Below are 19,610 nucleotides of genomic sequence, written 5' to 3'. Positions count from 1 at the left end.
CGCGTTTATCGCACAACGTACACAGAAACGTTCGAGTGCCGTACAACACGCGCCGCATTCGGCCCCAGCAGATAGTCCTTTAGATCCGGCTTGTGCGCGCCGATCACGATCAGATCCGATCCGGCACTTTCCGCAGTCTTCAGAATCTCCTGATACGCAGTTCCTGTCGCAACAACATGTCGGATTTTCTCGTTACGCTCGGGTCCCAAGGTGGACATGCATAGCTCAGAAAGCTCGGTCTGTGCTTTCTCAAGGGCTTTGTCGTGAAAGTCCGTCTCAAAGAAACCCGATACCCAGCTCTCACCGAAATCCGGCAGGACAGTTACAACATCCAGTTGCGCATTCTCTAAGTCGGCCAATGCGGCGGCTTTCTCAAGCACATGCACGTCCAGACGACCGTTACTGATATCTACGGCGCAAAGTACGGAATTTGTCATGCGAGCACCTCTTGTCTGGCGGCGCGGCCGCGTTGCAGGAAGGCGATCAGACCCAGCAATATCAAGGCCGGGATATAGACCAGTTGTTTCGGAGGCTGGCTTGCTGGTAAGCTGACCGAGGTCAGACGTACCGCTTCATCCCCGTAATAGTCGAATATATCCAGATCGCCGGATACCGGAGTTCCTGGGAATGGCTCTTCGAGTTTAACCAGACCATCTTCTTCCAGAAGCAACAGGCCCAAAGCCTCAAGGCGCGCTTCGCCTCCTTCTTCACTGCCAACCGGCACAACGATGGTTGTGTCTGTCATCTCGAGCGTGTCGAAATCGGGCCCTGCCACGACCATTCGAACCTCGGTCCCCGGTGGCGTTTGTCCGATCGTTTCAACGAGCGCTGCGGGTTCAACCGACGTAAATGGGGGTGAAATCCGATCCATGAAGAAATCTGGTCGGAACAGCGCAAACGCGACAGCGATAAGCGCGACGCTTTCATAGATACGGCTGTGCGTTAGGAAATACCCCATTGTGCCTGCGGTAAAGACAAGGATCGCTATCGTTGCAAAGACCGCCACTATGATGCCTTCGACCCAGGTGACATCGATCAACAGCAGGTCGGTGTTGAAAATGAACACAAACGGCAGCGCAACGGTCCGCAGACTATAGAAAAACGCCGTGAACCCTGTCTTGATCGCGTCGCCACCAGACACCGCAGCGGCGGCGAAACTGGCCAACCCCACTGGTGGGGTCACGTCGGCCATGATCCCAAAGTAAAAGACAAACAGGTGTACGGCGATCAGCGGCACAATCAATCCGCTTTGCGCACCCAACTCGACCACAACACCGGCCATCAGAGAGCTGACGACGATGTAGTTCGCAGTGGTCGGCAGGCCCATGCCCAAAATCAGGCTGAGCAGCCCGACCATAACCAGCATAAGGATCAAGTTGCCGCCGGACAGGAACTCGACAAGGTCAGCCATCACCTGCCCAACGCCGGTCAATGTCACCGTGCCCACGATCACGCCAGCAGTCGCCGTCGCCAGCGCGATACCGATCATGTTGCGCGCGCCGTCGATCAACCCTTGCCAAAGGTCCGCAACACCATCAATGAAGTTGTCGTACAGGTTGCTTTGACCACGGAACAAAGCCTTAAGGGGTTTTTGCGTGACCAGAATGACAAACAACAGCGCCGTCGCCCAGAAAGCAGACAAACCCGGCGATTTCTGTTCGATCATCAGGAAATAGACCAGCACGATGATCGGCAGCAAATAGTGCAAACCTGCCTTGTAGATATCCGCGATGACAGGCAGCGTAACCTCTTTCGCGTTCGGATCATCGGGTTCAAGGTCAGGCACCTGAGACGCCAGATACAGCAATCCGACGTAAACGGCGCAAACGATCAGGCTCAGGATCATACCGGCAGCCGATGGCGCCCAATTCGTCACTGCTTCGACCGGAAATTGCGAGCTGTAGCAGAGCCCGGCAAAGACAAGGAAGAAAGACAGCATACCCAGGACAGTTCGCGCCAGATGCACGTCGCGATCACCCAATGTGGGCATGTTCCGCTTCACCGCTTCGAGGTGCACGATGTAGACCAGAGCGATATAGGAAATCGCTGCGGGCAGGAAAGCGTGGGTGATAACCTCGACATACGAGATACCCACATATTCCACCATCAAGAATGCCGCGGCGCCCATGACTGGCGGCATGATCTGACCGTTTACAGAGCTTGCGACCTCGACCGATCCGGCCTGTTCGCTGGAAAAGCCCACGCGTTTCATCAACGGGATGGTAAACGTCCCGGTGGTTACAACATTCGCGATGGAAGAGCCTGAGATAAGCCCAGTCGCCGCCGAACCGACAACCGCAGCCTTGGCCGGTCCACCCCGCAGGTGGCCCAACGCACCAAAGGCCATCTTGATAAAGTAATTCCCGGCCCCGGCTTTATCCAGCAACGCACCGAACAGCACGAACAAGAACACAAACTTGGTCGAAACACCCAGAGCGATGCCAAATACGCCCTCGGATGTAATCCACATATGGCTCATCGCCTTCTTAAGGCTGGCCCCTTTCCAACGAATGACTTCTGGCACCCACTCTGAGGACCCGAAGAACACGTAACCTAAAAAGATTGTAGCAATAATCGCCATAGCTGGGCCAAGCGCGCGGCGCGCGGCCTCAAACAGCAACAACAAGCCACCCAGCGCGATCCATTTATCCGTATCGTCAGCCAGACCGCCTGCGTTCACAATTTTGGTGTAGAAAAAATACCCATACAGCGCCACGAAGGCCCCAAGTGCCCCCATAATCCAGTCCTGAATAGGAATATAGTCACGCGGGCTGGATTTCAGCGCAGGATAGGCCGCAAAGGCCAGAAACATCGCAAAGGCCAAGTGAATCTGGCGCGAGTTATTAACCACACTGCCCGGCAGCACGACATTTGAGATCGGAGACGCCAGAACGACCTGAAAAATAGACCAGATCGCGGCAACTACGGCCAGAAAAATCCCAACACTGCCAACAGGGTTTCGCCCACCTGCATCAGAAGACGCGACAAGGTCCTGCAGCTCTTCTTCGGATAACGGTCGATTGGATTGCGTGTCGGAACTCATCGGAATGTCTCCCCGTTTTTTGGCCTTTGCGGCCTTATTCAGCACCCGTTCAAATCGGGCTTAAGTGACAGGGCGCCCAAAGGCGCCCTGCATCAGGTCTGGCTTATTGTACCCAGCCTTTTTCTTTGTAGTACTTCTCAGCACCCGGATGCAGCGGCGCCGACAGGCCGTCCGCAATCATTTCTTCGGGTTTGAGGTTTGCAAAAGCAGGGTGCAGCTTTTTGAAGTCGTCGAAGTTTTCGAAGACCGAGCTGACCACGGCGTAAACAGCGTCATCCGACACATCCGCCGATGTCACAAAGGTTGCACCAACGCCGAATGTGGTGGTTTCACCATCCGACCCACGGTACATGCCACCGGGAATTGTGGCGGTGCGGTAGTACGAATTGCCGTCGATCAGACCGTCGATGGCGTCACCGGTTACGTTAACCAGAACGGAATCGCAGGCAGTGGTTGCCTCTTGGATGGAACCGGACGGGTGACCAACGGTGTAGATCATCGCGTCAATCTGGTTGTCGCACAGCGCCGCCGACTGCTCGGCCGCTTTCAGCTCGGACGCCAGTTCAAAGTCGTCGAGCGTCCAACCCATCGCTTCCAAAACAACGTCCATGGTGCCGCGCTGACCAGAGCCAGGGTTGCCGATATTCACGCGTTTGCCCTTGAGGTCCTCAAAGGTGGAAATGCCCGAATCCGCACGGGCCACAACGGTAAAGGGCTCGGGGTGGACCGAGAACACCGCGCGCAGCTTGTCAAACGCGCCCGCATCCTCGAACTTCGAGGTGCCGTTATATGCGTGGTACTGCCAGTCGGACTGAGCGACACCAAACTCAAGCTCGCCTTCGCGAATGGTATTGATGTTGTAGACAGAACCGCCCGTCGATTCGACCGAGCAACGCACGCCGTGCTCTTTGCGGCCCTTATTCACCAGACGGCAAATCGCGCCACCTGTCGGGTAGTACACGCCGGTTACGCCGCCGGTACCAATTGTGATGAATTCTTCCGCATACGCTGCCGGAGCCATCAGAGCTGCGGTCACTACCGCGCCAAGGCTAAGCTTGCTGCTGTTTTTCATTTTTGAGAACTCCCAAACTTTTTTTGTGGATGAGAGACCTTTTGCAGGCCCCTCAACTGGGACCTTGCCGGTACGGCAAGCCTGCCTGTCATGCAACAGGATCAAGCATTTGAATTTAAAAAATCTCCCAACTCATTTGACGTTTCATTCAGATACTCGACTTGTCAACCCCCGCACCGGATCGAACGCGCCGGTTCCTCACATCTGATGGTGTTTTGCGAAGTTTCCCCGTAGGCAAACCGCTTAGCCACACAGGGAACAGCAACTGAGTTTTGACAGCAGAATCCGGTTTGCTCTTTGTTTCCGAGCGAGATCCTAAAACTTACGATACAGAGGTTTGGATCTATCTAAGATAGCGGAAAAGCTTGATGTGGTGCCCAAGGAGAGACTCGAACTCTCACGCCCGTGAAGGCGGGGGATTTTGAATCCCCTGCGTCTACCATTCCGCCACTTGGGCCACGAACACTGGATTAGCGCCGACAGCCGGGAACGTCCAGAGGCAAAAACCAACCTAATTCCAGTTTGTTTTGGTTGGAGCGGTTGACGCCTCATCAGGCGCATGGTTTGGCTGGAACGGTCAGAGATTAGGAAAAAACGCTTTATGTTGCGATCGCTTTATGACTGGACCATCCGTCTGGCTGAACATCCGCACGCGCTTTGGGCGCTCGCCATTGTGGCTTTTATCGAAAGCTCGTTTTTTCCGATTCCTCCTGATGTGCTGATGATTCCCATGATTCTCGCCCGGCCGTCTCGCGCGTGGTTGATTGCGATGGTTGCCTTGGTGGCTTCGGTGCTGGGTGGTCTGTTTGGCTACGCCATCGGAGCATTCTTTTATGAAAGCATCGGCCAGCCCATTCTGGAGTCGATGGGCAAGGCGCATGCCATGGAAGAATTCAACACCCGCTTCAACGATTTCGGGTTCTGGGCCGTTTTGGCCGCGGGTGTCACGCCCTTCCCCTACAAAGTGATCACCATCATGTCCGGTTGGACAGGCATGCCGCTGGGAACTTTCATCGCCACGTCCATTCTGGCGCGCGCACTGCGGTTCTTCTTGGTGGCCGGGTTGCTATGGAAGTTCGGCGAGCCTATCCGTGACTTTATCGAAAAACGACTGGGGCTGATGTTCACCCTGTTCATCATCCTGCTGTTTGGTGGCTTCGTCGCGGTGAAGTACTTATGACACGCAACACTTTGATATTGCTGGCCGCCGGAGGCTCAGCGGCTTTGCTACTGGGTGCTTGGGGCTTTCAGTATATCGGCGGGCTGGCACCGTGTAAGATGTGCATTTGGCAACGCTACCCCCACGGCGCAGCGGTTTTGATCGGTGCTACCGCGCTCGCCCTGCCGCGCGTAAACCTGCTGCCCTTGTTGGGGGCCGCCGCAGCTTTGGCAACCGCTGCCATAGGAGTGTTCCACGCAGGCGTTGAGCAAAAGTGGTGGGAGGGACCGACAAGCTGCACATCCGGTGACATTGGCGGGCTGTCCACACAAGAACTAATGGATCAGATCATGTCTGCCCCATTGGTCCGCTGCGACGACATCCCGTGGGAAATGCTGGGCCTTTCAATGGCTGGCTGGAACGCCGTAATTTCGGGCGTTCTGTGCTTGATTTGGCTCGCCGCGTGGCGGGCGAGCCGTTAAAATTCGTCGAGCTCTGCATCCCAGTACAGAAAATCAATCCAACTGTCGTGCAGATGGTTTGGTGGGAATTTACGCCCAATGTTGCGCAATGCTTCAGCGGCAGGCTGGCGAGGAGGCTTGCGTAGTGTCATTCCTGCCTGCCGAAGCGACTTGGACCCTTTGCGCAGGTTGCAGGGGCTACATGCAGCAACAACGTTCTGCCAACTGGTCACGCCACCCGCAGCACGCGGTACAACATGGTCAAACGTCAGATCACCACGACTGCCACAATACTGACAGCGGAACTCATCCCTCAGAAATAAATTAAAGCGCGTGAAGGCCACGCGCTTTCTGGGTTTTACGTAATCCTTGAGTACAACGACCGAAGGTATTCGGATCTCGGTACTCGGGCTTCGGACAACTTCGTCGTATTCAGCCACGATATCCACCCTGTCCAGCCAGGCCGCCTTTATCGCTTCCTGCCACGGCCACAGGGACAAAGGATAGTAAGACAAGGGACGATAATCAGCGTTCAAAACCAATGCCGGATGATGCTTTAGCGCACCGGGTTCCCTGACAAATTCGGTCCTGAAGTCTCCATCCATATCTGAATCGCTCCTCGCTCTGCTCTGCCCGTTATGACACCAGAGCGGGGAACACCCGCCCCGGCCTTCACTTAACTATATATCGTGTTAAAACTCTGACAAGCCCTGAGTTTCCACAATATCTCGGGATTGGTTAAGCCGAATCCGTAACAGCATCGTGACAGATATCCACAGGTTGCACACACCGTGTCCCTCGGGCTATGGCGAGGCATGGGCTGGTTTATCCGATTCAACAAACCTTTCGATGTGCTGCCGCAATTCACGGACCGCGCGAACGCCGATTCGCCGCGCCGTACGCTCTCGGACTTTATAGATCTGCCTAACGTTTACCCGGCCGGTCGACTGGACCGGGACAGCGAAGGCCTGATGCTGTTGACCGACAATGGGCGGTTGCAAGCGCAGATTTCGGACCCCAAACATAAGATGTCCAAGACCTATTGGGTTCAGGTCGAAGGTCTGCCGGATGCAGCCGCACTGAAGGCGCTGCGTGATGGTATCGAGCTGAAGGATGGCCTGACACGCCCTGCCAAAGCCCGTTTGATTGACGAACCTGACGGCCTTTGGCAGCGCACACCCCCGATCCGCGTACGCCAAACCGTTCCGGACAGTTGGGTTGAACTGACGCTACGCGAAGGACGCAACCGGCAGGTACGCCGCATGACGGCTGCTGTCGGCCATCCGACCCTGCGCCTGATACGCGCTCGTATCGGGGAATGGTCACTGGATGGGCTGGAGCCCGGACATTGGGACAGCCTTCCGGAACCCGCGCTAAACACCCCACCGCCCCGCAAGCGGGACCGCCGCCAGCGCAGGTGACAAAAACGCCCTTTTGTGATAGGGTTACCCCATGAAAGTCACACCGGGCATACCTTCGCCGGAAGGCATTCTGGAAGCTGCGTTATACGTCGACGATCTTGACGCGGCCGAACAGTTTTACGGAGAGATTCTGGCGCTGGACAAAATTCAACGCGTCGAAAATCGGCACGTGTTTTACCGCGTCGGCGCATCCGTTCTGCTGATCTTTAACCCCGATGAAACAGAACAGCCGCCCGGCAATCCGGACTTGCCGGTGCCACCTCATGGTGCTCGCGGTGCGGGACACGTCTGTCTCTCAATGGATCGGGCAAAAATCGAGGTGATGCGCAAACATCTGATCGACTGGAATGTTCCCATCGACGCCGAGTTCGATTGGCCCAATGGCGCAAAGTCCGTCTATGTGCGCGACCCCGCCGGAAACTCGGTAGAGTTCGCTGAACCCAAACTTTGGGGCTAAGGTTACCTCAGCGGGTGCTTTTCACCACCGACAACCCGATAGACATCACGGGCGATCACGCCGACCTCACCCAACGCAGATTGGAACCTGGCCATGTGTTCCGTTGCAAAATGCGCTTCTAAGGCAGCTTGGTCTTCCCATTCTTCGTAAACACGAAATAGGTTTTCTTTTCCGAGAACTTGGCTGAACTCATAAACGATACAGCCATTTTCCTTCACCGTCTCGGCAACCATTTCCTGAACCGCTTTGATGGCGTTTTCAACGCCGTCTGGTGCAACTTCAACCGTTCCAGTTACTACTAGCATTCTGTTTCCTTCCTCAGATGGAATCGCTTTGAAATTCTGTCTACCGGCGTGCCGTTTTTTAGGGGTACTCCGTAAGAGACTGAAAAATCGCGAAAACCCATTTTCTCGTAATAGCTCAGACCCGTTCTGTTGTCCGCCCGTATGGTTGCATTCAACGACGTAAGTCCAACCGCGGCTGCATATTTTGATGTCTCGGCGAACAATGCGCGCCCGGCCCCTTTCAGCACAGGATCTCGCCGGGTGAAGGTTGCGATATCGGCGCAATCGTCGGGCAAAGCCTCATTTGTTCCCAACCACTGAAACCCAACTACTTCCCCCTGCGGGTCAAGCGCGACGTGACAACAGATTTTATCCGCGCCGTTCAGATAACTCTGCGCAAACAATGCCTCAGAGAATGGCGTCTCAAAGGCGGTCGTCCCCCCGATTTCAATGATCTGGTTCAGGATTTGGCAGGCTGCTGCCACATCCTCTCGCATCATCGGGCGGACTATGATCATGGTCAGAGACTCAGCTTGTCGCGCATAAACGCCAGCGCAACGCTTAAGCCGTCGGGCGCGATTCCGTGGCCGGTCCCTTTCATGACGTGGGCATAGACTTCTTTAAATCCAGCCGCTTGCAAGGCTTCGGCTGCCTCAGGCAATGATTGAGGTGGGACCACGTCGTCTGCATCGCCGTGAACCAACAACACGGGCATCCGGCTTACCGCTTCGTCCGGCAGCAGGTCCGGTTCAAGCAAGCGACCAGAAAATGCGACGATCCCTGCCACCGGGTCCTCTCGTCGAGGAGCGACATGAAGGCTCATCATCGTGCCTTGGGAAAATCCAAACAGTACCACCTGCTCGGGCAACACGTCTTCGTCCACCATCAGAGCGTCGAGAAAGGCGTTGAAGTCCTCAACCGCCATCTCCATGCCACGGCGCGCTTCTTCTTCAGATGACCCGTCGATCCAAGGGATAGGAAACCACTGAAACCCGTTGGGCATTCCGGGAATTTGTTCGGGCGCATCGGGCGAAACAAACAAAGTGTCCGGCAGATGCTCGGCCAGCGGATCCGCAAGGCCCAAAAGATCGGCTCCGTTAGCCCCGTAGCCATGCACAAACACCACAACCGACCGCGTGTCGCCCGAAACTGGCTCTTTTCGGAGCGCATTCAATACCCGTGTCATCTGATCCCTTCTCGTTCTTTGGCCACTCGGTAATAGGCCCACAGCACCCGGGCCGCAACAGACCGCCACGGCGTCCAGGCTTCGGCCATTTGACGAAGCTGTTTGTCGGTCGGACGTTTCGGCAGGTCATAGAGGATACGCGCGGCTTCTTGGAGCGCGAGGTCTCCGGGCGCGATCACATCGGCCCGGCCCAGTGAAAACATCGCGTAAATCTCGGCCGTCCAGACACCAATGCCCGGAACTTCGGTCAATGTGGACACAACCTCCGCGTCAGGAACGTCTCGCAATGCTTTGTAATCAATGCGCGCCTCTGCGAGTGCACGCGCATAGCGCATCTTCTGCCGGCTTAAACCAGCCGCGCGCAGGTCGTCGTCCGACGCCCACATTATTTTCCGCGGCCCAGTCAGTTTTGCATCCTGCAGCCGTTTCCAGATTGCATTCGCCGACGCGACGCTCACCTGTTGACTGACGATCGCACTCAGAAGCTGGGCAAAACCGTCCGGTCGACGCCGCAATGGTAATGGGCCAGTCTGCTCCATCGCATAAGCCATGCGTGGGCACGCATCCGCCAGCCACGCTGCCCCCTCGGCGACACAGTCTGGGGTTTCGATGATACGTCCGACAGACATTTACGCTCCGGCTTTTGGTCACGTGCACGTTAGGGTGGTTTGTCGCAGATGCAACCCGCTTGTGCGTGTCGCAATTCACCGATACCCATTGGCGTATGACCATGACCGCAAGCGCACCAGACAACAGTCAGGCCAAACGGAATGTCGCCGTGTTGGTGGCTGCTCAGGCTGTTCTGGGTGCCCAGATGCCGATGATCTTTATCGTCGGTGGGTTGGCGGGCGAGTCACTGGCGTCAAACGCATGCCTTGCAACACTACCGATATCACTGATCGTTTTGGGCTCTATGCTTGCCGCGACCCCGATCTCGGCGATCATGCAACGTTGGGGACGACGCGCAGGTTTTCTGGTAGGCGCGACTGCCGGCGCATGTGGCGGTCTGGTCGGAGCATATGGCCTGTTTCTAGGCTCGTTTCCCGTGTTTCTGCTGGGCAGCCTGCTGACCGGTGTATACATGAGCGCGCACGGTTTCTATCGCTTTGCCGCCGCTGATACAGCCTCGGACGAATTTCGAGCCAAAGCGATTTCCTATGTTATGGCGGGTGGGCTGGCCGCAGCCCTCATTGGCCCTGAGATCGTCAAGTTGACCCAGACGGCCTACGTCATTCCCTTCCTCGGCACTTACCTGGCCGTAATCGCGTTGAACGTTTTCGGTTCGGCCCTGTTCTTCTTTTTGGACATCCCGACACCACCCAAAGTGCAGGAAGGATCACCTCAAGGCCGAACACGGCTCGAAATGCTGAAAACTCCACGGATTGCGGTGGCAATCATTTGTGCAATGGTCTCGTACGCTTTGATGAACCTTGTGATGACAGCGACGCCGCTAGCAGTCGTGGGCTGCGGTTTTACTGCCAATGACGCGGCGGACGTTGTCAGAGGACATGTGCTTGCGATGTTCGCTCCCAGCTTTGTTACCGGGCATTTGATCGCCCGGTTCGGGGTTGAAAAAATTGTAACACTCGGGCTGGCAATCTTGGCCGGTGCAGGCGTCGTCGCGTTGCAGGGCATTGAACTTGAGAACTTTTATTTCGCTTTGATCCTACTGGGTATCGGTTGGAACTTTGGCTTTATCGGTGCCACCACGATGTTGGCTGAGTCGCACAGCGTCAGTGAACGAAGCCGTATGCAAGGTCTGAACGACTTGCTGATTTTCGGTGGCGTGACGCTTGCGTCCTTGTCGTCTGGCGGCTTGATGAACTGCTCGGGTGGCTCGCCGGTCGAGGGGTGGACAGCCGTAAACCTTGCCATGATCCCCCTGCTCACCCTTGCCGGTGGCGCGTTGCTCTGGCTGGTGCTGCGCCCCAATGAGCCGGAAACAGCCTGATCGTTACCAGCGCCCCTGGGAAACTTTCCACATCAGTGACAGTCTTCGTTTGATTTCGCCTTGCGACAGTTGACCGGCGGCCACGCGATCCGGGCGCGCGACTGCCTGTGACAGAACCCATTCAGCCTGCCAACCCGCGTATAATGCTGGCACGGCTTCTTGAGAGACTGCGTCGCGTTGCGTCCGAGCCCGCAGCAACCTGTCCAACGCCGTTTGCGCAAGGGTTCGAACCCCATCCGGAGTTCCGTCCAACAGCGGAATACGGCCTCTCTCCTCCAGTTGCGGGATGGCCCGCAGCCAGTTGGCAACTCCGGTTGCATAGCCAAAATCACGCAACACAGTTTCGTCTGCTGTACCCAGTGATTGGGCAGATGCAACCAAAAGTGAACCCGCGCTTTTGTCTATATACGCATCAAAATGGGCCTGATCTTCGAACGGGTCTTTGTATATGTCCCAGCGCCTTACAGCCACATACTCATCCAAAACCCCGGCAAGTTCCGCCGACAAAACCCGAGACAATGGCGTAACGACCTCATGCTTGCGCACCGTCTTGCCTTGGGCAATCTCATCCAGCGCATCACGCCACCACTGCAGCCGCATTTCAGCGATCATCGTTTCCTGCGTCACCCACGGCGCACGGGAAACTTCAACATTTAACGCATAAATCGGAAACAAAACGGCCCGCGCCGCAACCGGTGCCGCCATTGCCGCCATGAACCGGTCGGGATCGGCGCGATGCACGAGCGCGGCACAGGCCTTTACATCTTCGTCGAAAGCGACGCTCACTCGGCCACCGCCGCCTGGGGGTTACAATCTCGCACCAGCTTCCACTGGATCGCGTCCAACAATGCTTCGAAAGAGGCATCAACTATGTTTGCACTGACGCCGACTGTCGACCACCGACGTCCCTGCCCGTCCTCGCTGTCAATGATAACCCGCGTAACAGCCTCGGTCCCGCCTTGCGTTATGCGAACCTTGAAGTCCACAAGATGCATATCGTCCAAAATGCGGGAATACCGGCCCAAGTCCTTGGACAACGCTTTCGCCAGCGCGTTCACCGGCCCCCGATCGCTGCCATCTTCGTCGAGGGATTCACTGACCGACAGTTTCTTTTCCCCATCGACTTTTACAACCACGACGGCTTCGGACAGGCTGACCATCTTGTTGTATTTGTTTTTACGCCGCTCAACGGTGACCTTGTACCGCTTGACTTCAAAGAACTCAGGAAGCTGCCCCAACTCTTCGCGCGCCAGCAGCTCGAAACTGGCCTGCGCCGTGTCGTAGGAATACCCGTCTGCCTCGCGCAGTTTGATCCCATCCAAAATCCGCCCCAAAGCAGGATCGCCCGCATCGACTTTCAGGCCTGCTTCGGTCAGGCGCTTGCGCAGATTCGATTGTCCAGCCTGGTTCGACATGGGAATGATCCGGTCGTTACCCACGGCCTGCGGATCAATATGCTCGTAAGTCGTTGGATCCTTGAGGATCGCGCTTGCGTGCAGCCCCGCCTTATGCGCAAAGGCGGACGCCCCGACATAGGCGGATTGTTTGCTGGGAACACGGTTTAGGATATCGTCCAGCATTCTACTGACACGGGTTAAGCTGGCCAATGCCTGCCCGCTGACACCGATGTCAAACTGAGAGGCATAAGGTTCTTTCAACAGCAAGGTCGGGATTAGCGCGGTCAGATTGGCGTTTCCGCAGCGTTCCCCCAATCCGTTCAATGTACCCTGAATTTGACGCGCGCCAGCGTCCACAGCGGCCAGCGAACACGCCACCGCGTTTTCCGTGTCGTTATGCGTATGAATGCCCAAGCGATCGCCCGGCAAGCCTGCCGCGATAACCTTTGAAACGATCCGGGATACCTCAGCCGGCAACGCGCCACCATTCGTGTCACACAAAACGATCCAGCGCGCCCCGGCTTCCAGCGCGGCACGACAAACCGCAACCGCATAATCCGGATTGTCTTTATACCCGTCAAAGAAATGCTCGGCGTCAAATAGCGCCTCGCGCCCCTGCACAACGATATGAGCGACCGAGGCACGAACGTTTTCCAGATTTTCCTCAAGCGTCAACCCAAGCGCATGGGTGACATGATAGTCATGCGACTTTCCCACTAGACAAACGGCCTGTGTGCCGGCGTTCATGACAGCCGCCAGAACATCGTCATTCTCGGCTGAGCGTCCGGCCCTTTTCGTCATGCCAAACGCGGTCAGACATGCCTTTGTTTTCGGTGCCGCTTCAAAAAAAGCGCTGTCAGTTGGGTTCGCACCAGGCCATCCACCTTCGATATAATCTACGCCCAAAGCATCCAGTGCTTGCGCGATCTGCACTTTTTCAGCCGTTGAAAACTGCACGCCCTGCGTTTGCTGCCCATCCCGCAAGGTGGTGTCGTAAAGAAAAAGACGTTCCTTTGTCATCACACACCTTCCAGCTTTGCGGCATCAAATCCGGCGCCAGGCACCAGCTCTACCCCATCTTTGCTCATCCGAACCTCGAGACCGGCTGCCAGATACGCCGATTTCAGGCGATCCACTTCGGCAAAGTCTTTCGTTTCCATCGCGGCTGCCCGTGCGGCTGTCAGTTTCTGAGCATGCGCTGCCAAATCAACAGAGGCTGTGTCGGCCCACGCCCCCATTTCCGGCAGTAACAGGCCCAGCAATTGAGCACTGGCCAATAATCCTTGGGCATCACCATCCGAGGCCAGACGGTAGAGTTCAGCCAAGGCACCCGCAGTGTTCAGGTCATCACTGAGCGCAGCGATAACCGAGGGTGCCGCGCTGGCGGCGGGCTCGATGCCCGCTGTCAGCGCCCGCCACTTGCGCAAGGTCGCTTCTGCCTCACGCGCCTTTTTTTCCGTCCAATCCATCGGTTTGCGATAGTGGGTTTGCAAGAATACAAACCGGATGACCTCTCCTGGCACGCCCTGTTCCAGTAGGTCATGCACGGTAAAGAAATTGCCCAACGACTTGGACATTTTCTTACCCTCGACCTGCAGCATCTCGTTGTGCAACCACACGCGCGCAAATTCACCATGCGGATGGGCGCACCGGCTTTGAGCGATTTCGTTTTCATGGTGCGGGAACATCAGGTCATTACCGCCGCCGTGAATGTCAAAGCTCTCACCCAGCAACTCAAAGCTCATGGCCGAGCATTCGATGTGCCAACCGGGACGCCCGCGGCCCCAGGGGCTATCCCAACCTGGCAACTCGTCCGTAGATGGCTTCCAAAGCACGAAATCCATCGGGTTTTTCTTGTATGGCGCCACTTCGACGCGTGCGCCTGCGATCATGTCATCAACCGACCGGCCAGACAAAGCGCCGTATTGGTCCTTCCAGCTGTCTACCGTAAATAGAACATGGCCCTCTGCAGCATAGGCGTGCCCTTTCTCGATCAGGTCTTGGATCATCGTGACCATCTGTTCGATGTACTGCGTTGCCCTTGGCATCTGATTGGGTTCAAGCGCGCCCAGTGCACCCATATCATGCAGGTACCATCCAATGGTTTCATCAGACCGTTCCTGAACAAGCTGCTCCAGTGTTCCGACGGCACCCGCCTTCTGCCGCGCCAAGGCGGTTGCGTTAATCTTATCGTCTACATCCGTGAAATTGCGGACATAAGTTACGTGTTCCGCCCCATAAGCGTGACGCAAAAGCCGGTACAAAACATCGAACACAACCACAGGTCGAGCGTTACCCAGATGCGCGCGATCGTAAACGGTGGGTCCGCAGACATACATCCGCACATTATCAGCACTGAGCGGGACGAAATCCTCTTTCGTCCGCGTCCGCGTGTTGTGCAGTTTGATCGTCGTCATCGGTTCGCTCCTAAGAACAGCTTGGCGTCTCGCGTTGACGCGGGCTTAGCAACTTGTCTCAGGGAAGAAAACGAAAGAAACCGGCCCGCGTGAAAGATCAGCAGGGAATGCAGCACGTAATAATGATGCGTGTCACGTGTTTCATAGGCAGATGGCTACCACGGCTGCGTCCCTACGCCAAGCCCTCACGTTCACACCGCAAGCCGATTGACAAAAGCAGACCGCTCTGGCCCTGTCGGCGAAAGACCCATGCGGAGAACACCATGACATTGTCGCAACGCATCACTCATCTAACCGAAGGCGGCAGCGACGGATGGGACGTGTTCTATCGTGCGCGTCGCATGATCAGTGAAGGTCATGCGATTACCGAGTTAACCATCGGCGAGCACGATATCAGAACTGCGCCGGTTATCCTTGACGCGATGGATCTGTCCGCACGTCAAGGGCATACGGGCTATGCAATGGTTCCGGGAACCGACCTGTTGCGGGATACTGTCGCTGCACGCGTGCAGGCGCGCACGGGGGTTCCAACCACTCGGAACAATGTCCTGATCACACCGGGTGGGCAGTCCGCTCTGTTTGCGGCGCACGTCGCTGTCTGCAACCCGGGGGATGTGGGGCTGTACCTCGATCCTTACTACGCCACCTATCCCGGAACGATCCGCGGTGCGGGTGCGACCGCGCGCGCAGTACAGACGGCAGCCGAAGATGATTTCCAACCACGCGCCGCCCGAATAGATGCGGCCGCTCAAGGTGCTGTTTCGTTGCTGATCAATACACCGAATAACCCGACTGGCGTCGTGTACTCCAAAGCAACCCTAACCGACATCGCCAGTCTGTGCCGCAATCGAGACCTGTGGCTTATTTCAGATGAAGTTTATGACACACAGGTTTGGGAAGGTGAGCATTTTTCACCCCGGGCACTGCCCGACATGGTCGAGCGCACTTTGGTTATCGGTTCAATGTCGAAATCTCATGCCATGACCGGGTCCCGGTGCGGATGGGTAGTTGGCCCTGAGGAAGTGATCAACCATATGATCAACTTGGCAACGCACACTACCTATGGCGTTCCGGGTTTCATTCAGGATGCTGCCGCGTTTGCTTTGACGTCCGGCAATACTCTTGAGGCGGAAATAGCTGCCCCGTTTCGAAGACGTCGCAGTTTGGCGGTCGACATATTAAAGGCGCAAAACACCGTCCATTTGGTACCGGCACAAGGTGCCATGTACCTAATGCTGGACATGCGCGCCACCGGCCTGAGCGGAGAGGCCTTTGCAAACGCGTTACTGGATACGCATGCGATAGCTGTCATGCCGGGCGAAAGCTTTGGGAAAGCTGCTGCAGGTCATATCCGCGTCGCGATGACAATTGATGATGAACGTTTTGCTACTGCACTGAAAACGATCTGTGATTTTGCGGCTGAGTTGGCAGACAGGGACGCTGCAGAATGATGGTTCTCAAAACCGGAAAGTCGTGCGCAGATTGAACACGTTCGAATCCAACCCACCTTCGGATTGGGTAACGTCATCAAAGTTCTGGCGCAGGGCCTCGCCGCTGATGACAAAATTATCCCCGATCGGGTAGGCAACGCCAATGCCGTAAACCGCAGCCGTGTCATTATCGACAGAGGTATCCGCCCGCGCAGCACCGATTACGACATACCCCAGAGCAGAGCCAAAATCGTACCCGCCGCGCAGCTTGAGGCGGGTCATACTGTCGATACTGCCTTCGTTCTGGCCAAGGTTCAGGGACAGGCGGTTATACTCAAGCTCACCACCAAGGACAAAATTCCCGAAATCATAGTCATAGCCGACATGCGGGCCAAAGCTTAAATCGCTTCCACTTGAACCGTTTGGTCCATCCGCGTCAGCATATCCAAAGCTGAAACCGGCATACGCACCACTCCAGTCCTCAGCCACCGCAGGGACGGTGCAGGTCACGAATAATGTGACAAAAAGGGCCGAACGGGCATTCATCAAATTCACCAAAAACCTTTCACCAAAGCTTTGGACTATGTGTTTCATCGTGTCACAAAGCTGGTCGGCAAACCTTAAAAATCAATTGAGCTCACGAAAAGCTGCTAAATAAGTGATAGAATTATAACAGAATATCCTAATTTCGCCAAAATTTCCTGATTTCGGACAATGTGGAGTATGTTTGGTCTGTAAGATTGTTTCGCTTTTTTCCGTCGTGGTCGCAAACAGAACAGATTGTGTCGGCCAGAGTCGGAAAACTGATGGACACCAAGGTGAGGACCTTAATGCCAAGTGATATCTGGAAGATCCGTTTGATCAGCCGCACCATTGGTGCGGATCGCGGACGTGCAGCGCGTGGGCGGCCATCCGGGGCAGCCGCGTAACCGTCACTGCCACTCTCACCAACCGGAATAACAAAATGAATGATCAATCCCCTACCTCATCGCGCAGCGGCGGACGTGCAGCGCGTCGTGCGGCCCGGGCTTCGGCCCTTCCGGACCATTTGCGCCCGATCCGTCCCGGCCTTGAGGGCGGCACCTACAAGCCGCTGACCCAAACGCAAGTAGAACAGATTCACAACGCGGCGCTGACCGCCTTGGAAACCATAGGTCTTGCCGACGCACCGCAAAGCGGAATTGACTATTTGGTCGGCGCTGGCTGCATTCTGGGCGACGACGGAAGAATACGGTTTCCGCGCGCCTTGGTCGAAGACACAATTGCCAGGGCAAACCGGTCAGTTACACTGTTCAGCCGCGACGGAAAAACTGATCTGGATCTGTCGGGGTCCCGCGTACATTACGGGACAGCAGGTGCCGCCGTCAGCATGGTCGACGTACAGGGAAATTCGTACCGGGATTCCACGGTACAAGACCTGCACGACGCAGCGCGCATCTGTCAGCAACTGGAAAATATCCATTTTGTTCAACGTCCTATGGTGTGTCGTGACATTGCCGACAACATGGAGATGGACCTGAACACAATCTACGCAAGCTGTTCGGGGACGTTTAAACACATCGGCACGTCTTTTACGGAACCCAGCCACGTTGCTCCGGCCATGGAGATGATCCACATGATCGCGGGCGGTGAGGACAAGTGGCGCGAACGTCCCTTTATCTCGAATACCAACTGCTTTGTTGTTCCTCCTATGAAGTTCGCGACCGAAAGCTGCGAGGTCATGGAAGAGTGCATCAAGGCCGGAATGCCGATTCTGCTGCTGTCGGCTGGCATGGCCGGAGCTACGGCACCCTCGACCATTGCCGGCGCCATCACGCAGGCGACCGCCGAATGCCTCGCTGGGTTGGTTTACGTAAATGCGGTAAAGCCCGGTGCTCCGGCGATTTTTGGCACCTGGCCTTTCGGTCTGGACCTGCGAACTGGCGCGATGTCAATCGGATCGGGTGAACAAGCGTTGTTGACCGCCGGGTGCGGGCAAATGCACCAGTTCTATAACCTGCCCGGCGGCGCTGCCGCAGGCGCGTCTGATTCCAAAATGCCGGATATGCAGGCCGGATGGGAACAGATGTGTTCAAACGTCATGGCCGGTCTTTCCGGTGTGAACATGGTGTATGAAGCTGCCGGTATGCACGCATCGCTTTTGGGATTCTGCTTTGAAAGCCTGATCTTGGGCGACGATCTTATAGGTCAGGCGCAGCGCTGTGTGCGCGGGATTGAAGTGACAGACGAAACGCTGGCACTGGATCAAATCGCCGAGGTTTGTATGGGCGGCCCCGGACACTATTTGGGTACCGATGCGACACTCAGCCGAATGCAAGCGGATTACGTTTATCCCACGTTTGGTGACCGAACATCGCCTAAAGAATGGGCCGAGTTGGGAAAACCAGACCTGATCGCCAAGGCTACGGCACGAAAAGAAGAGATCTTGTCTACGCCGTCACCCGCGCGGTTTGATCCGCTTTTGGATGCGGAGATACGGGCTGCCTTCAACATTCACTTGCCAGCATAACTGGCTGAAAAAAAGGGGGCCGAGGCCCCCTTTTGAGTTTCGCCATCCAGGCTCATATCGTTGACCGCCCGGTGTTTTTTTGCCTGCGGCCTGGACTGCGCATGGGACGAGCGCACCCGTCCCGTGAAAGAGTGGGAAAGAGCAATATTCCGCCCCACCCTGTTCCCGGCCCACACGGGCATGTCGGCCGAGTGGAAAAAGGCATCGTTGGTAAGTCTCGGCGCCTTTCTCCGTATTCGTCGGGACCGGGCATTCGGGGGAAAGCCCAGGTCCCTACACCCCGCCTGGCGGGGCGTTTGCCTTAGAATTGCCTCAACGCAATTCGAATTGTTTGCTCCGAAACACCAAAATGCTTCGCTAACCGTTGGATGTTGTGGCCATGCAGGCCTATAGCTGCTGCCAGCGCACCGTCACCGAACAGTACTACAGCTGCGAATTCATTAGCTTCCGCTTCCAGACGGGTATCTAGGTAAAAGGCGCTTTCAGAACGGTCCAAGTACATAGGGTCGGCAAGAGGGTCCTGCACATCAGAGTGCAGGAAAAAATGCCCCATTTCGTGAAGCACTGACCATCGCTGACTTTCCACTGAATGACCTTTGTTTACCTCGATGCAATAGCCATTTTCGGAAAACGGGTCCTGTACTAAGCGACCAGCCATACCTCTAGGCAAAAACTTCCTTTCCACCGAGAAACCAAGGGCCTCGGCTAGTTCCTTCACAGATCTAGCCTTGCCGTCCACTTTTGGAGCCAAGTTAAACATTCTCAGCTCATGCCTTACTTTGCCGTCGGCAGGTAGTCTTTTGAAAAGCTCTCTGAAAGATCT

20 protein-coding genes and 1 tRNA gene are annotated in these 19,610 nt (G+C 56.0%); 7 read left to right on the top strand and 14 right to left on the bottom strand.

The genetic code is table 11. From position 1 onward, the window contains the following. Window positions 1-5: 5 nt before the first annotated feature. The 4 genes from ACR0BD_RS12710 to ACR0BD_RS12695 form a co-directional block, all read right to left on the bottom strand. Window positions 6-437 carry a universal stress protein gene (locus tag ACR0BD_RS12710; RefSeq protein WP_480693632.1) on the bottom strand — a complete coding sequence of 144 codons (432 nt, stop codon included), beginning with the start codon at window positions 435-437 and terminating at the stop codon, window positions 6-8. Continuing rightward, entirely contained in the window at window positions 434-3,043 is a 2,610-nt protein-coding gene (locus ACR0BD_RS12705; RefSeq protein ID WP_480830941.1) for a TRAP transporter permease, read from the bottom strand. Before ACR0BD_RS12705 ends, ACR0BD_RS12710 begins: the two co-directional genes overlap by 4 nt. Window positions 3,044-3,146: 103 nt before the next feature. Continuing rightward, the gene (locus tag ACR0BD_RS12700; RefSeq protein ID WP_480693634.1) at window positions 3,147-4,115 is read right to left on the bottom strand and encodes a TAXI family TRAP transporter solute-binding subunit; all 969 of its coding nucleotides are present in this window, start codon (window positions 4,113-4,115) and stop codon (window positions 3,147-3,149) included. Between the two features lie 371 nt (window positions 4,116-4,486). After that, window positions 4,487-4,572, bottom strand: a tRNA-Leu gene (locus ACR0BD_RS12695). 144 nt (window positions 4,573-4,716) lie between these two features. Here ACR0BD_RS12695 and ACR0BD_RS12690 point away from each other — a divergent pair. Together ACR0BD_RS12690 and ACR0BD_RS12685 are read left to right on the top strand one after the other, a co-directional pair. Then, complete coding sequence (locus ACR0BD_RS12690; RefSeq protein WP_480693635.1) at window positions 4,717-5,295, top strand: YqaA family protein; 579 nt, start codon at window positions 4,717-4,719, stop codon at window positions 5,293-5,295. After that, complete coding sequence (locus ACR0BD_RS12685; protein WP_480830939.1) at window positions 5,292-5,756, top strand: disulfide bond formation protein B; 465 nt, start codon at window positions 5,292-5,294, stop codon at window positions 5,754-5,756. The genes ACR0BD_RS12690 and ACR0BD_RS12685 overlap by 4 nt, the downstream gene beginning before the upstream one ends. Here ACR0BD_RS12685 and ACR0BD_RS12680 read toward each other — a convergent pair. Beyond that, entirely contained in the window at window positions 5,753-6,340 is a 588-nt protein-coding gene (locus ACR0BD_RS12680) for an HNH endonuclease (protein WP_480693637.1), read from the bottom strand. The genes ACR0BD_RS12685 and ACR0BD_RS12680 overlap by 4 nt on opposite strands. 210 nt (window positions 6,341-6,550) lie before the next feature. Between ACR0BD_RS12680 and ACR0BD_RS12675 the strand changes: the two genes are divergently transcribed. After that, the gene (locus tag ACR0BD_RS12675; RefSeq protein ID WP_480830937.1) at window positions 6,551-7,156 is read left to right on the top strand and encodes a pseudouridine synthase; all 606 of its coding nucleotides are present in this window, start codon (window positions 6,551-6,553) and stop codon (window positions 7,154-7,156) included. A gap of 31 nt (window positions 7,157-7,187) precedes the next feature. Beyond that, complete coding sequence (locus tag ACR0BD_RS12670) at window positions 7,188-7,613, top strand: VOC family protein (protein WP_480830935.1); 426 nt, start codon at window positions 7,188-7,190, stop codon at window positions 7,611-7,613. Window positions 7,614-7,615: 2 nt separating this feature from the next. On the opposite strand, the gene ACR0BD_RS12665 is transcribed toward ACR0BD_RS12670, so the two are convergent. Genes ACR0BD_RS12665 through ACR0BD_RS12650 form a run of 4 tightly spaced genes read right to left on the bottom strand, consistent with a single transcriptional unit; the run spans window position 7,616 to window position 9,712 of the window. After that, complete coding sequence (locus tag ACR0BD_RS12665; RefSeq protein WP_480830933.1) at window positions 7,616-7,918, bottom strand: putative quinol monooxygenase; 303 nt, start codon at window positions 7,916-7,918, stop codon at window positions 7,616-7,618. Next, the gene (locus tag ACR0BD_RS12660; RefSeq protein ID WP_480830931.1) at window positions 7,912-8,415 is read right to left on the bottom strand and encodes an N-acetyltransferase family protein; all 504 of its coding nucleotides are present in this window, start codon (window positions 8,413-8,415) and stop codon (window positions 7,912-7,914) included. Before ACR0BD_RS12660 ends, ACR0BD_RS12665 begins: the two co-directional genes overlap by 7 nt. A gap of 2 nt (window positions 8,416-8,417) precedes the next feature. Continuing rightward, complete coding sequence (locus tag ACR0BD_RS12655; protein WP_480830929.1) at window positions 8,418-9,083, bottom strand: alpha/beta hydrolase; 666 nt, start codon at window positions 9,081-9,083, stop codon at window positions 8,418-8,420. Next, entirely contained in the window at window positions 9,080-9,712 is a 633-nt protein-coding gene (locus tag ACR0BD_RS12650) for a DNA-3-methyladenine glycosylase family protein (protein ID WP_480693643.1), read from the bottom strand. Before ACR0BD_RS12650 ends, ACR0BD_RS12655 begins: the two co-directional genes overlap by 4 nt. A 95-nt stretch (window positions 9,713-9,807) precedes the next feature. On the opposite strand from ACR0BD_RS12650, the gene ACR0BD_RS12645 reads away from it, so the two are divergent. Continuing rightward, entirely contained in the window at window positions 9,808-11,034 is a 1,227-nt protein-coding gene (locus ACR0BD_RS12645; RefSeq protein WP_480830996.1) for an MFS transporter, read from the top strand. Window positions 11,035-11,037: 3 nt separating this feature from the next. Here the strand turns inward: ACR0BD_RS12645 and ACR0BD_RS12640 are convergent, their stop codons facing one another. Genes ACR0BD_RS12640 through cysS form a run of 3 tightly spaced genes read right to left on the bottom strand, consistent with a single transcriptional unit; the run spans window position 11,038 to window position 14,848 of the window. Next, entirely contained in the window at window positions 11,038-11,820 is a 783-nt protein-coding gene (locus ACR0BD_RS12640) for a squalene/phytoene synthase family protein (protein ID WP_480693645.1), read from the bottom strand. Then, a complete protein-coding gene (cimA, locus tag ACR0BD_RS12635) occupies window positions 11,817-13,451 on the bottom strand; it encodes a citramalate synthase (protein WP_480830927.1) in 1,635 nt (544 codons plus the stop codon). Before cimA ends, ACR0BD_RS12640 begins: the two co-directional genes overlap by 4 nt. Beyond that, complete coding sequence (cysS, locus tag ACR0BD_RS12630; protein WP_480830925.1) at window positions 13,451-14,848, bottom strand: cysteine--tRNA ligase; 1,398 nt, start codon at window positions 14,846-14,848, stop codon at window positions 13,451-13,453. The genes cimA and cysS overlap by 1 nt, the downstream gene beginning before the upstream one ends. A gap of 263 nt (window positions 14,849-15,111) precedes the next feature. On the opposite strand from cysS, the gene ACR0BD_RS12625 reads away from it, so the two are divergent. Further along, a complete protein-coding gene (locus ACR0BD_RS12625) occupies window positions 15,112-16,299 on the top strand; it encodes a pyridoxal phosphate-dependent aminotransferase (RefSeq protein WP_480830923.1) in 1,188 nt (395 codons plus the stop codon). 6 nt (window positions 16,300-16,305) lie between these two features. On the opposite strand, the gene ACR0BD_RS12620 is transcribed toward ACR0BD_RS12625, so the two are convergent. Then, entirely contained in the window at window positions 16,306-16,872 is a 567-nt protein-coding gene (locus ACR0BD_RS12620; RefSeq protein ID WP_480830921.1) for an outer membrane protein, read from the bottom strand. A gap of 370 nt (window positions 16,873-17,242) precedes the next feature. Here ACR0BD_RS12620 and ACR0BD_RS12615 point away from each other — a divergent pair, with 370 nt between their 5' ends. Continuing rightward, window positions 17,243-18,787 (top strand): trimethylamine methyltransferase family protein, encoded by a 1,545-nt coding sequence (locus ACR0BD_RS12615; protein WP_480830919.1) that lies wholly within the window; start codon window positions 17,243-17,245, stop codon window positions 18,785-18,787. 301 nt (window positions 18,788-19,088) lie between these two features. Here the strand turns inward: ACR0BD_RS12615 and ACR0BD_RS12610 are convergent, their stop codons facing one another. Then, window positions 19,089-19,547 carry an ImmA/IrrE family metallo-endopeptidase gene (locus tag ACR0BD_RS12610; RefSeq protein WP_480830918.1) on the bottom strand — a complete coding sequence of 153 codons (459 nt, stop codon included), beginning with the start codon at window positions 19,545-19,547 and terminating at the stop codon, window positions 19,089-19,091. Window positions 19,548-19,610: the final 63 nt, after the last annotated feature.

This window comes from Ruegeria sp. G5 (assembly GCF_056533365.1).
The sequence above is the reverse complement of the archived record's forward strand: the minus strand, read 5'-3'. Positions and strand labels throughout refer to the sequence as shown.